This window comes from Streptomyces sp. NBC_01298 (assembly GCF_035978755.1).
In the GTDB taxonomy this organism is placed as follows: Bacteria; Actinomycetota; Actinomycetes; order Streptomycetales; family Streptomycetaceae; genus Streptomyces.
Genome location: NZ_CP108414.1, coordinates 8,243,173 through 8,257,616, shown reverse-complemented (window position 1 = coordinate 8,257,616; position 14,444 = coordinate 8,243,173). Strand labels below are relative to the sequence as shown.

Below are 14,444 nucleotides of genomic sequence, written 5' to 3'. Positions count from 1 at the left end.
GGGTCATGAGCGATTTTCCGGTGACGGGCGGGCGCGACGTCCACACCGTCCGGTTCCCCGTCGCCACCCCGCCGGCGGAGGCGGACGTACTGATCGTCGGCGCGGGCCCCGTCGGCCTCGCCGCGGCCGTGGAACTGACGGCGCGCGGCATCCGGGTCGCCGTCGTCGACCGCGCCCGCACCGCGACCCTGGTCCGGGCCGGGGCCATGGGCCACACCGCGCGCACGGTGGAGCACTTCCGGCGCTGGGGCCTGCTCCGGCGCATCCGGGACGCCTGGACCTATCCCCCGGAGTGGAACCGGGGCACCAGGCTGGTCACCTCGCTCGCCGGCCACGAGCTGCTGCCCGCGCCGGGCCCGTCGTTCACGGGGGCCTCCACCGGTCCCGGCGGCTCCCGGCCGAGGACGCAGGAGGCGCTGCGCCGGCCCCAGACGGTGCTCCAGCAGGTCTTCCTCGACCACCTCGGGGAGCGCGGGGTGGGCGTCTGCGGCGGCTGGGAACTGCGGGCACTGCACGAGGACGGCGACGGAGTCCGCGCCGAGGTCGCCGACGTCGACTCGGGCGAGCACCGCACCGTCCGGGCGGCGTACGCCCTGGGCGCCGACGGGGGCTCCAGCACCACCCGCCGACTGGCCGGCATCGGACGCGAGGGGGAGCACGCCACCGAGAAGCGGCTGCGCCTGATCGTGCGCACCGGCGACATATCCGAGCGGGTCGGTGCCGCGCCCAACGGCAGCAGCATCGTGGTCAACCAGAAGGCGTCCGGGTTCCTGGCCGCGGTGAGCACCCGCGAGTGGCGGGTGTACGCCGGGCCGTACCCGCTCGCGTACGAGCCCGGGGAGGAAGAACTCCTGGAGATCGGCCGGGCCGCCTTCGGGTTCGACCTCGAGCTCGAACTCGTCTCCGCGACGACCTTCTACCACGCCACCCGGATCGCCGCATCGTTCCGCCGCGGCCGGATCCTGCTCGCCGGTGACGCCGCGCACGTCCGCACGCCCGGCGGCAACCTCGGCGAGGGCGTCGGGGACGTGGCCAACCTCGGCTGGAAGCTGGCCGCGGTACTGGCCGGGCACGCCCCGGAGTCCCTCCTGGACTCCTATGACGAGGAGCGGCGCCCGCACAACTGGCGCGTGGCCGACCACGCCCTGGAGCGCTCGAGGCGCTCGCAGAGCGCGCTCGCCGAGATCCGCCGGGGCGGCATCCCCGAGGACGCGGACCACGGCACCGAAGCCGACCGGCGGCGCGCGGAGATCGGCGAACGGCTGCGCCGGGACCACCTCGACGCGGCGGGCGTGGCCTTCGACGAGCGCTACGACGCCTCGTCGGTGATCTGGTACGAGACGGACCAGCTCGACTCGGAGCCCCGCTGGCGCGCGGACGTCTACGAGGACGACCCGCGGCCGGGCCACCGCGCGCCCGACGGAGCCATCGACCCGTACGGCAGCACGCTGCACGACCGCGTCGGCAACTCCTTCGCCCTGCTCGTCCTCACCGCGGACCGCACCGTCGAGCACGCCTTCGTCGCGGAGGCCGCGGCCCGGGCGCTGCCCTTCACGGTGATCCACCTGACCGACCCCGGGGTTCGCGCCGTGTACGGCACCGCCCACGTCCTCGTACGGCCCGACCAGCACGTCGCCTGGCGCGCGGAGTCCCTTCCCGAAGGCGGCGCCGCCGCCGTCCTGGACCGCGTACTGGGTCACGGCGCCCGGGATTCCGGGCTCCGTTCCCTCGAGCACACCACGACCGCAGGAGTATGAGATGACCACAACCACCCTCCACCCGGACCACGCCGACCACTTCGCCCCGGAGGGCCTGCTCACGCGCGGCACGGTCATCGTGGTGCCCGGGCGGGGCGAGACGCCGGCGACCTACGCCCGCTTCGGCAGGCGGCTCGCCGCCGACGCCTACCGCGTCCGGGTCGTGGACCTGCCGCGGAGCGGTGACGAAGCCGAAGCCGGCTCCGCCGCCTCGCTGGACGCCTTCGCCGCCCGGCTGGAGGAGGCGGTCGAGGGTACCTCGGGCCCGGACGGCGTGGCCCGGCCGCTCGTAGTGGTGGGGTCCGACGCCGGCGCCGCCGCGGTCGCGGCGCTCCTCGCCCGGGAACAGGACGACCCCGTACGACCGGACGGCGTCGTCCTCGCGGGGCTTCCCGGGACCGCCGCCGGGGCGGTGGAGACCTGGGACGAGGAGCTCGACGCACGCACCTCCTGCCCCACCCACCGGGGCGTCCTCACCAACGACGCCGAGGTCCGGCGGGGTTCACTGAGCGACCCGGTGCCGGACGCGGTCCTGGACGCCGCGTACGAGAGCGCCTCGGGCGTCCCGGCCCTGCTCCTCGTCGGTGACGCCGACCCGCTCGCCGACCGCGAGGGTCTCGCACGGACCGCCAAGTCACTGCCCCGGGCCCGGTTGTCGGTGGTCCGCGGCGCCCACCACGACGTCCTCAACGACCTGCAGCACCGCTCCGTGGCGGCCGAGGTCGTCGCCTTCCTGGAAACCCTGCGGGACGGCCTGGTACCGCTGATCACCGTGGAGTCGAGCGCCTGGTGACGCCGTTCACCACCTGCCCCCGCACACTCCGCACCACCAGCCGAAGGGAACCGGCATGACCATCTCCACCGCATCCGTACCCCAGCCCGCCGCACTCTCCGCCGACGAGGTGCTCCGCCGCACCCTGCGCCGTCACGCGGCCGGGGTCACCGTCATCACCGTCCCCGGGCCGGCGGGCTTCACCGCCACCTCCTTCACCTCCGTGTCCCTCCGGCCGCCCCTGGTGGCGTTCTACTTGGGCGAGGGCGCCTCCACCGCACCCGCCGTGCACGCCGCGGACCGGTTCGCCGTCCATCTGCTCGGCACCGGAAACACCGATCTGGCACGGCAGTTCGCGCGCAGCGGCATAGACCGCTTCGACGGCGTGGCGTGGACCCGGACCGAGGACGGCCTTCCGCTGCTGGAGGGTGTTCCCGCCTGGCTGACGGCCCGCATCACCCTGCGCCAGCACATCGGCGACCACCTGCTGGTCGTCGGCGAGGTGGAGTCCGGGTCGGTCGACCGGGACGAGACCGCGCTGGTCCACCACGACGGGGCCTTCGCCGCGGCACAGCAACTCCCCGACTCCGCCTCCGGCTGACGGGGTCCGCCGGAGGGGGCCGCTGGAGAGGGCCGGCGGGGAGCGCTCCCCGCGGCCTCTCCGGGCCCGCCCCCGACCCGGCTCGGGCTGTCGCGAGCCCGGACGTTCCGTCAGGGGGCCGCGGAACGGGCCCACGTGTGTTCCGCCCGGCCGACCGGGCGGCGCCTTCCTCACGGGTCGTGACCAAGGGAATTCGACAGGTAGTAATTAGGTGAATCCTTGACTGAATTCTCGTCAATAGGACTCCACTTGTTATCTCGATTCGATAACGACTACCCCCGATAAGGCCTGGACCAATAGCGCGTGACGCGCGTAACTCCCCTTGTTTTACTGCATGTTGAGTGTTCATCAGATTTGACGGACAGGTAACGGAACGATTTCTCGGACCGTACTCCTCTATGCCCGAATTCTCCGCCGCATTCGTCTGGCAGGCTTCCGCGCACCCACTCATCCGATGTTCACTTGAGGTGCCCATGACAGGACGAGCAGACGGCCTGAACACCGCCGCAAGCCGCGGCGGTTGATGCTCCTCACCGCCGCCACGGCTTCGGCGGCGGTGATCGCCGCCGGCATCGCCTACTCCGGACTGGGCGAAAATGCCCAGGCCGTGTCCGTACGAGCCGGTACGGAGGCCGCCGCACCGGCCGCCGCCCCCGCCCGGGACCAGGAGCCCGAACCCCTCGCGGCCAAGCCCGCCAACGAGAGCGCGCGCGGCATGGTCTACGACGGCCTCGCCCCCGCCCCGAAGGGCGACCGGTGCGCCGGCGTCTACCGGACCGGCGCGGGCCTGTGTACCCACGGCCCCGACGCCCCGCCCAAGGGCGTCGACATCACGAAGGACATCGCGCCCGCCGTCAAGGCCTCGGCGCCGGCGGCCGACCCGGCCCGCCCCGCCGGCGACCCGGCGGCCGGCGAAGGCGGCGGGCGCCCTCAGGACGCGCCCGCGGCCGACGCCGAGCGCACGGCCGACAAGTCCGCCGCGCCCGCGCCCTCCGCCGCCGGCCAGAGCGTCACCGCCGTCGCCGCCGGTCCCGCGGGCCAGACCGTCCAGTGCGACGGAGACGGCAGCACGGGCAACCGTGTCCAGGTCGTGTACGTCCACGGCCCCGGCCGTGACCGCTACTCCGAGTACGTGGCCTCGTTCCGCAAATGGGCGGCCGACGCCGACCTCATCTACTCCGCCAGCGCCCAGGAGACCGGAGGCGTCCGGCACATCCGCTACGTGACGGCCGCCGACTGCACCCCGACCGTGCTCGACATCGAGCTCCCCGACTCCGCGCTCGCGGAATTCAGCGCGGCCAACGCCGCCCTCGCCGGAAAGGGACTCGACCGCCGCGACCGCAAGTACATGATCTTCGCGGACGCCAAGGTCTACTGCGGCATAGGAACGTTCAACGGCGACGAGCGGCCCGGCCAGGCCAACCTGAGCAACTTCGGCCCCTCCTACGGGCGTACGGACTCCGGCTGCTGGGGCGGCCACACCGCGGCGCACGAACTCGGCCACAACCTGGGCGCGGTCAACAACAGCGCACCGAACACCAGCCGCGGCGCGCACTGCACCGACGAGTTCGACGTCATGTGCTACTCGGACACCCCGTACTACCCGCAGATGCGCAACATCTGCACCAACCAGGCCGCCGAGAACATCCTGGACTGCAACCACGACGACTACTTCCACACCAGCCCCAGAGCCGGCAGCTACCTGGCCACGCACTGGAACATCGCCGACAACCAGTTCCTGATGAAGAACAAGGGCGGGGGCACCGACCCCGGCCCGAACCCGAGCCCCTCGCCGACCAAGAAGCCGACGCCCGGCCCGACCAAGAAGCCCACGGGCGGACCGCCCGTGACCGTGGGCCAGATCCAGTCGGACTCCGCGGTCGCGAGCTGGCCCAAGGTCGAGGGAGCGCTCTGGTACCAGGTCCTGCTGAACGGCAAGCACCTGGGCTGGGTCCAGTCCCCGGTGCTGCGCGTCTACAACCTGCGCCCCGACACCTCCTATACGGTCGCCGTCTCCGTCCGCGACGGCGCCGGCCGGGACAGCGGAGCCGGCAAGGCCGCGTCCTTCCGGACGAAGGGCACGGGCGGCGGGACGACGACCCCCGGGACCCGCTACCTGCTCGGGAACGGCAGCACCGGCATGGCCGCCGAGGTGTGGGGCGGGCGCGGCGCCGACGGCACCGTGCTCGTCGGGGCGCGCTCCAACGGGTACGCGCAGCAGCAGTGGTACTTCGACGACGCCGGCAGCGGACTGGTCCGCATCCGCTCCGCGGTATCCGGCAAATGCCTGCAGCCGGGCGGTACTCCCGCCGCGGGCATGTGGATCGCCCAACAGCCCTGCGGCCGCGCCGGTGCGCAGAGCTGGAAGCTGACCACCCGCGGTGGCGCGGTGAGCGTCACCGACCCGAGCGGCCGCTTCGCGCTGACCGTGAGCAGCCGCCCCTACTACGGGAACTGGCTGCTCGACCTCCAGCCCGCGGCCGGCCGGGCCCCGCAGGTATGGACCGTGCAGAAGGTCGGCTGACCCCCGACAGCCCCTGAGTCCCCTCCGGCGGCCGGCCGCGTCGCGCGGCCGGCCGCCGGCCCTCACGCCCCCCGGAGCACGCCACGATGCGCATACGAATCGCTTTCCAGGCCGTCCTGACCGCCGTCGGCCTGATCCTGCTGTCCCCTGCCGTGGCGCACGCCCACGGCGACACCGTGAAGGTGGTGGTCACCGGGCAGCGGGAGGGCCACGTCACCGCGGACGTCACCTGGGAGAACGACGGCGACGCCGTCGAAGAGGCGGTCGCCGCCACCGTGAACGCGGTCAGCCCCGACGGTGCCCGCACGCAGGGGCCCTGGCGGCTGGTGCGCGATCCAGCCGCGACGCCGGCCGGCTGGACCACGGCCGAGTCCCTGCCGCCCGGTACCTGGAAGGTCAGCGTGGACGTGGGCTTCCCCGCCCTCGGGCACGGCGCGCTCGAAGTCGGCGTACCGGTGGTGGATCCGGCCCCGTCCACCGGCACCCCGTCACACGCACCGGCCACGACGCAGCCCCTGACGCCGACGCCTACACCGACACCGACATCTGCGACGGCCTCCAAGACCCAGGCGGAACCCGGCCGGGGACCCGCCGTCTGGTGGACAACGGCGGGAGTGGCGGCAACGGCCTTGACCGGTGCTGCCGTCGGCATCCTCCTGCGCCGCGGGCGGGCGCGCGGCTGACGGGTGTTGACGTCCGGCTCCCTCGGTCGCCGGGGACGATGGCTCCGCGTCCGCACCGTCGGATGTGACGCGGCGGCCTTTTGCCCTACGGGACGTTCCAAGCGGAGATGACGGGTTGCCCGTCCTCGGTGGCCAGGAAGCTGAGGGTGCCCGGATGCGGGTGGCCGAACAGTCTGCTCGTGGACGCGTCGACGGTCCCACCGGGCTGCCGGCGGGAGTACTGGGCGATGGCTTCCTGCGAGGTCGATGGCGCGCTGCCGTCGGCGGGGGTGCGGGTGTAGAAGACGATGATCGAGCCTTCGGTGACGGCGTCCAGGACTCCGTCCCAGGGGATGGTGCAGCTGACGGAGGTGGTGTCAGCGGTGACGGTCACGACGCCCTGGGTCTGCGCGGCCAAGGTCTGCCCGTCGGGGTCGCTGCGGACCGTGACGTCGAAGGTGACTGTGTCGCCGGCCGTGAACCGTATGTGGTCCACCACGACGAGGACGCCGTTCCAGGGCTTCTGCGCGCATTTGATCCAGCCGGGGGGCTCCTCGAAGGGAAATTCCGGGAAGTCGAGTTCGATCGTCATGCGGGCTCCTGGTTGTCGGAAGGCGGCCGGAGTTCGGGGTCCCGCGCCCATGCCAGACGGGAGGCAGCTCCGCAGCGCACCTTCCAGTGACTCGGCAGGCCCCGTCCAGCCAGTGGCTTGATCGACCTCTTGTGTGGCCGGTTGGCGGCCCGATAAAATTCCGGGGCCGCCAGACGCATGTCTGGTGAACGAACAGACCTCGGGCCTTCGTTGGCCGGAAAGGCGGAACAGGTGCGGCGATACCTACCCCGCCGCTGACTCACGCAGTTCGGGTCAGCGGGGCGGTTGTGAACTTGGACGTTTTGCCGGAGACGGCGGAACCCCGAACCGAGGGAGAACTCTGCCCTCGGAGCGGAAGCCAGGTTGCTCGCCCCGACTCGCAGCTGAGGAGACACCTTGTTCGACCGCCTTGTTGACGTACTCGCCCAGGCCAAGACGCTCCGCGCCGTCGTCGACTTCCTGACGATCGTCGTGCGCATCATCCCCGCCCTGTTCGTCGTGATCGCCCTCATCCCCTCCTTCTTCGTGTTCGCCTTCATCGCGGACGGACCGCGCCGCTCCCTCCTCGACATCGTGGATCGCCTCACGAAGTGGACCCTGGCCCAGGGCTAACCCTTCCCGGCCCGGCCCCGCGTCCGTCAGATCGCCCGGACGCGGGGCGGCAGCGCCAGAGCACCGGGCGGCACCATCGTCCATCGCGTGAAGGTCCCCGCGCGGCTTGGTGTACTCCGCGGTGCATCTGCACGGCACCGCGGGCCCCGCGTGGACGACCATCGCGGCGATCGGACATGCCGCGGCGCTCTCCTCCCGGCTCACGGACGGCGAGGCGGTCCACGTCATGGTCACGCTGGTGGAAGCGGTCGGCACCAGGTCCTGAGATCGCAGGACGGGGGCTGTCGTCTCGTCCCGGCGGTGGCGGCAGCCACCCGGCTCCGCTCCCCCGCCGGCGTGCTCAGACCCGGCGCCAACAGGCCATGGCCCAGGAGAACAACCCGAACAGCACGAGCCCGACGGCGACCAGCACGAGGAGCCAGGGGCCCGCGGGGGTTTGGGCGAACGTACGGAGAGTGTCGTCGACCCCCTTCGCCTTCGCCGGGTCGTAGCTCAGGGCGGCGTGCACGGCGAAGGAGCCGGCCGCGGCGAAGACGGCGCCTCGCGCCACACCGCCCACCACCCCGAGGAACTCGACCGCCTTGCGGACCCCCTCGGGCTGCCGGCCCATCGCCAAATGCTTGCGGAAGGTACGCCGCACCGCCTGCACGGCGATCACGACACCACCGATGGCTATCCCCAGCCCCACGGCCGCCACCCACCACGGACCACCGGGCACATCGAGCGCCCGGGCCGTCACGTCACGCGACTGCTCGTCGCCGGACCGGCCACCGCCGGTACCGGCCGCGAAGGAGAGCACGGAGAACGCGACGACTCCGTAGAACACGGCCCGGGCCAACGCGGCCAGCCGCTTGCCGGGCTTGTCCCCGCCGGGCCCGGCCGCACCCAGCGCCGCCTCCGAAAGCCGCCACAGCGTCATGCAGACCAGGCCGATGCCGACGGCCCATACGAGGACACCGCCGAAGGGTTTCTCCGCGAGCTCCTGCAGTGCGCCCGTCCGGTCCGCCTCCCCGCCGTCGCTCACACCGAAGCCCACGCGCACCGCGAGTACACCGATGAGCACGTACAGCAGCCCCCGGGTCGCCAGACCACACCGGGCCAGCACCCCCCGCGCCCTGCCGCCGCTCGATGCGGTCTCCACACCCTCGCGTACCGCTCCGTCAACCGTCATGCCCCGCGAATACCCGGCATTCCCCGTACCATGCCCGGCCCGGTGGGCCACGGGCACGGGTGTGCGGTCCGGGGCTGCCGGCACCCCGCACCCTTGCTCGTGGGGATGACCGAAGCCGCAGGAGCGGCGCGGGAGTTGCTTGGTCCGCCGGTGCCTCACCGGCGCGAGCCGCACCCCCGGGGCCGGGAAAGTAGGCGTGGGGGCGTTCCATAGGGTGAGCCCATGTCTGACACCCTGAGTTCGAGAAGGACCGCGTCCGCGCTGCGGGCGTCCGCACGGGTCTGCGCCGAGTTGCTGCTGGTCTTCGTCATGGCTGCCGTGACGTTGTGGCTCCTGGGGCGGATGTGGTCGGTGCTCTGGCCGCTGGTCGTGGCCCTGCTGCTCACCACACTGACGTGGCCCCTGGTCGCCTACCTCCGCCGGCGCGGGTGGCCTCCCGCTGTGGCCGCGTCCGTGGTGACCGTACTGTTCCTCGTGGTCGCCGCGGGCGTCGTGGCGCTGATCGCCGTGCCGGTGGCCTCGCAGGCCGGCGAGCTGGGCGACGGCGTGGTCAAGGGGATCCAGCAGCTGCGCGGGTGGGCTGCCGGGCCGCCGCTGAACATCGGCGACGCCCAGATCACAGCGGCGTTCGACAGCGCGGTCGACCGGGTCCAGCACAGCGTCGGCACCACGGTTTCGACGGTCGTCACCGGCGTGAGCACCATCTTCAGCGGTCTGGTCACCGCCGTCCTGGCGCTCTTCCTGATGTTCTTCTTCCTCAAGGACGGCCCGCGGTTCCTGCCGTGGCTCACTCGCCAACTCCCCGGCCGGCTCGCCACCGACGTCCCCGTCGTCGCCGAGCGCGGCTGGGAGACCCTCGGTTCGTTCGTGCGCTCCCAGGCGTTCGTCGGTCTGCTCGACGCCGTCTTCATCGGGCTCGGCCTGTGGATCGTCGGCGTTCCCCTGGTGCTGCCCCTGGCCGTACTGACCTTCGTGTCCGCGTTCGTCCCGATCGTGGGGGCCCTGTTCGCCGGCCTGGTCGCGGTGCTCATCGCGCTGGTCTCGAACGGTCTGACGGACGCGCTGATCGTGCTGGTGATCATCGTCGTGGTGCAGCAGCTGGAGGGCAACGTCTTCCAGCCGATGATCCAGAGTCGCGGCCTCGGGCTCCACGCGGCGGTGGTCCTGCTGGCGGTGACGCTGGGGGGCAGCCTGGCGGGAGTGGTCGGCAGCCTGCTGGCGGTTCCGGCCGCGGCGCTGATCGGGGTCGTGTGGAGGTACCTGCGCGAGCAGCTCGTCGAGCCGGCGACCGACCCGGTACCCGGCACGCGACCCGGCACGGACTGAACACGGCCCCGTGGATCCGGCCGAAGGTGCCGGCGCTTCCCGTGGGGGCGGCCGCACCGGCCGCCCCCACTCGTCGTACGTCGGCCGCGGAAGCGGCCGGATCAGCGGGTGGCGCCGAAGTCCTGCGTCCAGTACTGACCGGGCTGCGCGAGGCCGATGCCGATCTCCTTGACCCCGCAGTCGAGGATGTTCCGCTTGTGGCCCGGGCTGTTCATCCAGCCCTCCATGACCTTGGCGGCGGTGTCGTATCCGTACGCGACGTTCTCCGCGTAGGTGCTCCACTGGTACCCGGCACGGGTGATCCGCTGACCCGGATCGGATCCGTCGGAGCCGGTGTGGGACATGTTGGAGTGGGCCGCCATGTCCTCGCTGTGGTCCTGCGCGGCCTTCGTCAGCTTCGCGTTGACGGTCAGCGCGGGGCACCCCACCGCGGCGCGCTCCGTGTTGACGAGCGCGAGGACCTCGGCCGGAGCACCGGAGGGCGCCGCGGAGTCCGAGGGCGCGGGCGTCCCGGCCGGCTCGGCGGGCGGCTGGACGACTGGCGGCTCGACGACTGGTGGCTCGACGATCTCGGCGGGGCCGCCCACCTGAACCGGGACCTCCGCCGGCTGCTGCGCGCCGGAATCACCGTAGGGGTCGCCGTAGGGATCGCCCTGGGAGTCGGCGTACCAGGGACCGCTCTCCTGCTCGGCGGCGATGGACCGCGTCGGGCCGCTCCCCTGCGGGTCGAGGCAGGCCATGGCCGTGGTGGGTACGGCCACGAGTGCCAGTACCCCAATGGCGACGGATATCTTCCTGTGGTGCGTCTTCCTACGGTGCTTCTTCATGCGGGACCTCACTCGGTGATCGCGAAGCTCCCGGCGCCGGACCGCGAAGGCGCCGGAGGAATCGCCATTCTTAGAAGCCCGCCGACCGCCTGGCAAGCCGCCGCCGTTCAGCCGAGCAGGGCGTTCGGGAGGCGTATTGAAACGGCCGCAAGATCGTGCATCCCCCCGTCGCGGCCGGCGCCGCGGCCGCCTGGCCCACCGACAGAACCCACTCCCGTCAGCCGTGTTGGAGACGAAAAAACAGGAATGCTGGCTTCCGTTTCCAGCGGAGTACGGCATGTCACCGCCAAAAAGGCACATATAGCGAAATGTCCACGTCAAACGATCACAGCGCGCGGCGCCCTGGCGACACGCGGGCAGTGACGCATGTCACGACTCACGGAGGGAACCGGACGGCGTTCCGCCTTCGTACGCCGCGGGGCTACGGGGTGGCGAGCTTCGGAAAGGTGAAGGTGTAGCCCTGCGCCTTGAGCCACGGCAGGTACTCCTTCAGCGCCGCGACCGTCTCGCCGCGGTCGCCGCCCCCGTCGTGGAAGAGGACCGTCGGCTGCGCGGGCAGGCTTACCTCCACCGCGGCGACGATCGCCGGCAGGCCGGGCCTGCTCCAGTCCTTGGGGTCCACGCTCCAGCCCAGCGGCCGCATCCCGCTCGCGGCGGCTATCGCCCGGCTGTCGGGGGTGAAGGCGCCACCGGGAGCCCGGTAGTACCGCACGGCGACCCCCGGCACGGCCCGCTCGATCATGGATTTGCCGTCGAGGATCTGCTGCCGTTGGTACGCGACGGGCTTGTGGTCCATGGTCACGTCGTGGTCGACCGAGTGGTCGCAGAGGGCGTGCCCCTCGGCGGCGACCGAGCGCACCAGGTCCGGATACTGCTGGGCGCGGGTACCGATCATGCAGAAGGTGGCCTTGACGTGGTTCTCCCGCAGCACCTCCAGGACCTGGGGCGTCCAGCGCGGGTCCGGACCGTCGTCGATGGTGATGGCGATGTCGCGACCCGGGCCCTGCGCCACCCGGGAGATGCCCAGCGGCACCAGAGCAGGGCCGTAGGCGCTCACAGCGGATGACAGGCCCGACACCGAGGGGCCGGCCGGCCCGTCGGCCGGGGCGGCCCGGCCGCCCTGGGCCGCGAAGGCCGGTGCGCCGGCGGCCGCCAACAGGACGAGGGCGGCAGCGGCCGCCACGGCGGATCCCGCCCGAAGACGGCTGACAGAACTGCTGGCAATGCCCATGGAGGCGCTCTTCCTTCGGACTCGGCCCCCCGGTCTCCCCCTGCTGTCGGTCCAGGCTAGGCCGTACGCCCCGGCGCCGTCCTCCCCCGATCGGCCCATCCGCAGACCCGGCGCGGACGGGACGTCCGGCCCCGCCCCACGTGAGGTGACGACCGCCGCCGTCCGCACCGAACCAAAGCGGCGCCACCGGCTTCCGGCAGCTCCGGTGCGGCGGGGGCCGGAGGGCTGGCGGCCCCCGCCGCGGGCGGGGCCGGGGGCCGGCATCTCGCGCAGGCGCTGGACGTGCTGCCGCTGGCCGGCGTAGCGCCGCCCGCGTCCGCTTGGAGGCCGCGCCCAGCGCGCTCCAGCGCGCTACCGCAGCGCGGGAGTGGGCAGCGGCGCACCCTGCCTGGCCTTCAAGGCCAGGACCACCAGGGCGTCCGTCCAGCCGAGCGGCGCGACGGATGAGGGGTTCCCCGCGCCGTTGACCGTCTCGGGAAACTCGCCGAGACCGTTGCGCTTGGCGAGGAGCCAGTTCAGCACCTCGTCCGCCCGGTTCGTGTCGGCCAGTTGCGCCCACGCCAGCGCGAAGAAACCAGTGCTCGCGGTCCAGGCGTACGAACCCCAGGGCGCGTCGGGGTCATTGCCCGGGAGCAGTCCCCCGTTCGGCAGGAGCAGGGCGCGGTAGGTGGATACCAGGGCGGCGGGCAGATCGGCCGGGGCCCGGTTGAAGGGCGGAGCCATGAACGTCGCCGCGCTGTCCCGGCCGTGTTCGCCGTCGACGGTGCGCTGGTAGCCCAGCGGCGCGAAGTACCTGGCGATCGCTGCCGAGAGCTTGCGGGCCGCGGTGGTCCACTTCGCCCGGTCGGCGTCCTGCCCGAGCTGTCCCGCGAGGTCGCCCGCCGCGTTGAGTCCGGCGAGGAGCGGCGCCGCGGTACCGATGTTGGTGGTGCCGGTCGGCAGTTCCCAGTAGTCGGGGGAGGCCGGCGGGAGTCCGTTGGAGCCGAGCGAGGCAGTGGCCCGGTCCGCTGCCTTGCGCACCATCGGGTAGAGGGCGCCCAGCCGCGCGTTCCGGTCCCCGGCGGGTGCCGCCTGGTACCACTGCCATGTGGCCCAGGGCACCCAGCCGTTGGCGTCGAGCTGCCAGGGGCGCGCGTCCGGCGGACCGCTGCCGTCCAGTTTCGTCCGGGCCTCCCATGTCCCGTCGGCCCGTTGGGTGCGGTCGTCGTACTGGAGGATGCGGTACGCCTCTTCGTCGTGGCCGGTGGCCGCGAAGGCCGCCGCTACGAAGGCACCGTCACGCGGCCAGGAGTACTCCCACGGCGGAGACCAGGCCGCTGCCGAGGCCCCGTTGGGCTTGAGCAGGGCGCGCATCGACAGCAGCGCACGGCGTGCGGCGGCCCGCTGGTCGTCCGTGTTGCCGGGGACCGTGCCCGAGGCCAGCCAGCGCTCGCTCTCGGCGATCTGGGAGAGCGCGCCCGGGTCGTTGGCAGGGACCACGACCGAGGTCCGTGCTCCGGCAGGGAGGTATCGCCAGCGGCCGGACGGCAGGCGCAGCACGTTGCTGTTACCCGCGTAGGAGGGCCCGACGGAGAAGGCGGGGAGCACGGCTTCGGTGGTGCTGAGGTTGCCGAGCAGCCCCGAGGTACGGGCCGCGAGTGCCGTGGTGGGGACGTAGCACTGCTGCGTCTCGCCACACCGCTCGCTGCCGGTGGGCTCGACGTGGAACGCGAGCCGGGAGTCGTAGGCGTGCCAGCCGCCCCAGTACGCCTTGTCGTAGTTCCAGCTGGTCAGGGAGCCGGGCACCGAGGAAACGGTTCCGTACCAGGCGATCGGCTTGTTCTCCGTCGTGGTCGCCTGCAAGTGGAGGTAGTAGGTGGCGCCCGGGGTGACGGCCGCGTTCACGGGGAACTCCAGCCACCCCGCGCCGGCTCCGCCCAGGGTGGACAGGCTGATGGTCCTGCTCGCGATGGAGGAGGCCCCGTCCACCCTGTCGCTGCGGATCTGTGCCGTGATCTGGCCGGTGGCGGCGCCGCTGGCCACGTACGCGCTCACCCGAGTGATGCGGCTGTTCCCCGTGGTGAAGGCCTGCGCCGCCGCGTTGTTCGTCGCTTTGACGCTGAACAGTGCGGTGCCGTGCAGCGACTGCCCGTCGTACGACGTGGCGGCGACGGAAGAGGGCGCCGCTCCCCCCACTACGGTCACGGCCATCAAGGGTGCGAGGATCCTGGCCACCGGAATGATCAATGCCGTGCCTTTCCGAAGCCGTGCGGCACGGAAGGGCCGCAGCATCGGCACAGCATGGCATCGCGTGCCGCGACCACAGGGAGTGCCCGGCGGTCCCCCACCCGGACGGCGTAAGCATTCAGGGGCCGGAGAAGGGGGACCGG

At 72.5% G+C, this 14,444-nt stretch carries 13 protein-coding genes; 8 read left to right on the top strand and 5 right to left on the bottom strand.

What is annotated here, in order from left to right; translation table 11 throughout:
• Positions 1-5: 5 nt before the first annotated feature.
• The 5 genes from OG730_RS37770 (at position 6) to OG730_RS37750 (ending at position 6,337) form a co-directional block, all read left to right on the top strand.
• On the top strand, positions 6-1,757 hold the full coding sequence (locus OG730_RS37770; RefSeq protein ID WP_327308502.1) for an FAD-dependent oxidoreductase: 1,752 nt from the start codon (positions 6-8) through the stop codon (positions 1,755-1,757).
• Between the two features lies 1 nt (position 1,758).
• Entirely contained in the window at positions 1,759-2,550 is a 792-nt protein-coding gene (locus OG730_RS37765) for an alpha/beta hydrolase (protein ID WP_327308501.1), read from the top strand.
• Between the two features lie 55 nt (positions 2,551-2,605).
• The gene (locus OG730_RS37760) at positions 2,606-3,130 is read left to right on the top strand and encodes a flavin reductase family protein (RefSeq protein ID WP_327308500.1); all 525 of its coding nucleotides are present in this window, start codon (positions 2,606-2,608) and stop codon (positions 3,128-3,130) included.
• A gap of 523 nt (positions 3,131-3,653) precedes the next feature.
• Entirely contained in the window at positions 3,654-5,654 is a 2,001-nt protein-coding gene (locus OG730_RS37755) for an RICIN domain-containing protein (RefSeq protein WP_327308499.1), read from the top strand.
• 86 nt (positions 5,655-5,740) lie between these two features.
• Positions 5,741-6,337 (top strand): hypothetical protein, encoded by a 597-nt coding sequence (locus tag OG730_RS37750; protein WP_327308498.1) that lies wholly within the window; start codon positions 5,741-5,743, stop codon positions 6,335-6,337.
• Positions 6,338-6,422: 85 nt separating this feature from the next.
• Here the strand turns inward: OG730_RS37750 and OG730_RS37745 are convergent, their stop codons facing one another.
• Positions 6,423-6,908 (bottom strand): hypothetical protein, encoded by a 486-nt coding sequence (locus tag OG730_RS37745; RefSeq protein ID WP_327308497.1) that lies wholly within the window; start codon positions 6,906-6,908, stop codon positions 6,423-6,425.
• 396 nt (positions 6,909-7,304) lie between these two features.
• On the opposite strand from OG730_RS37745, the gene OG730_RS37740 reads away from it, so the two are divergent.
• Together OG730_RS37740 and OG730_RS37735 are read left to right on the top strand one after the other, a co-directional pair.
• Positions 7,305-7,520 carry a hypothetical protein gene (locus OG730_RS37740; protein ID WP_327308496.1) on the top strand — a complete coding sequence of 72 codons (216 nt, stop codon included), beginning with the start codon at positions 7,305-7,307 and terminating at the stop codon, positions 7,518-7,520.
• Positions 7,521-7,626: 106 nt separating this feature from the next.
• On the top strand, positions 7,627-7,785 hold the full coding sequence (locus tag OG730_RS37735; RefSeq protein WP_327308495.1) for a hypothetical protein: 159 nt from the start codon (positions 7,627-7,629) through the stop codon (positions 7,783-7,785).
• A 75-nt stretch (positions 7,786-7,860) separates the two neighbouring features.
• Here the strand turns inward: OG730_RS37735 and OG730_RS37730 are convergent, their stop codons facing one another.
• Positions 7,861-8,691 carry a DUF1206 domain-containing protein gene (locus OG730_RS37730; RefSeq protein WP_327308494.1) on the bottom strand — a complete coding sequence of 277 codons (831 nt, stop codon included), beginning with the start codon at positions 8,689-8,691 and terminating at the stop codon, positions 7,861-7,863.
• Positions 8,692-8,913: 222 nt separating this feature from the next.
• Between OG730_RS37730 and OG730_RS37725 the strand changes: the two genes are divergently transcribed.
• Entirely contained in the window at positions 8,914-10,017 is a 1,104-nt protein-coding gene (locus OG730_RS37725) for an AI-2E family transporter (RefSeq protein ID WP_327308493.1), read from the top strand.
• Between the two features lie 101 nt (positions 10,018-10,118).
• Here OG730_RS37725 and OG730_RS37720 read toward each other — a convergent pair whose 3' ends face one another.
• The 3 genes from OG730_RS37720 to OG730_RS37710 form a co-directional block, all read right to left on the bottom strand.
• A complete protein-coding gene (locus OG730_RS37720) occupies positions 10,119-10,844 on the bottom strand; it encodes a CAP domain-containing protein (protein WP_327308492.1) in 726 nt (241 codons plus the stop codon).
• A gap of 421 nt (positions 10,845-11,265) precedes the next feature.
• Positions 11,266-12,075 carry a polysaccharide deacetylase family protein gene (locus OG730_RS37715; RefSeq protein WP_327308491.1) on the bottom strand — a complete coding sequence of 270 codons (810 nt, stop codon included), beginning with the start codon at positions 12,073-12,075 and terminating at the stop codon, positions 11,266-11,268.
• 351 nt (positions 12,076-12,426) lie between these two features.
• Positions 12,427-14,259, bottom strand: a complete 1,833-nt coding sequence (locus OG730_RS37710; RefSeq protein WP_327308490.1) for a hypothetical protein — start codon at positions 14,257-14,259, stop codon at positions 12,427-12,429.
• Positions 14,260-14,444: the final 185 nt, after the last annotated feature.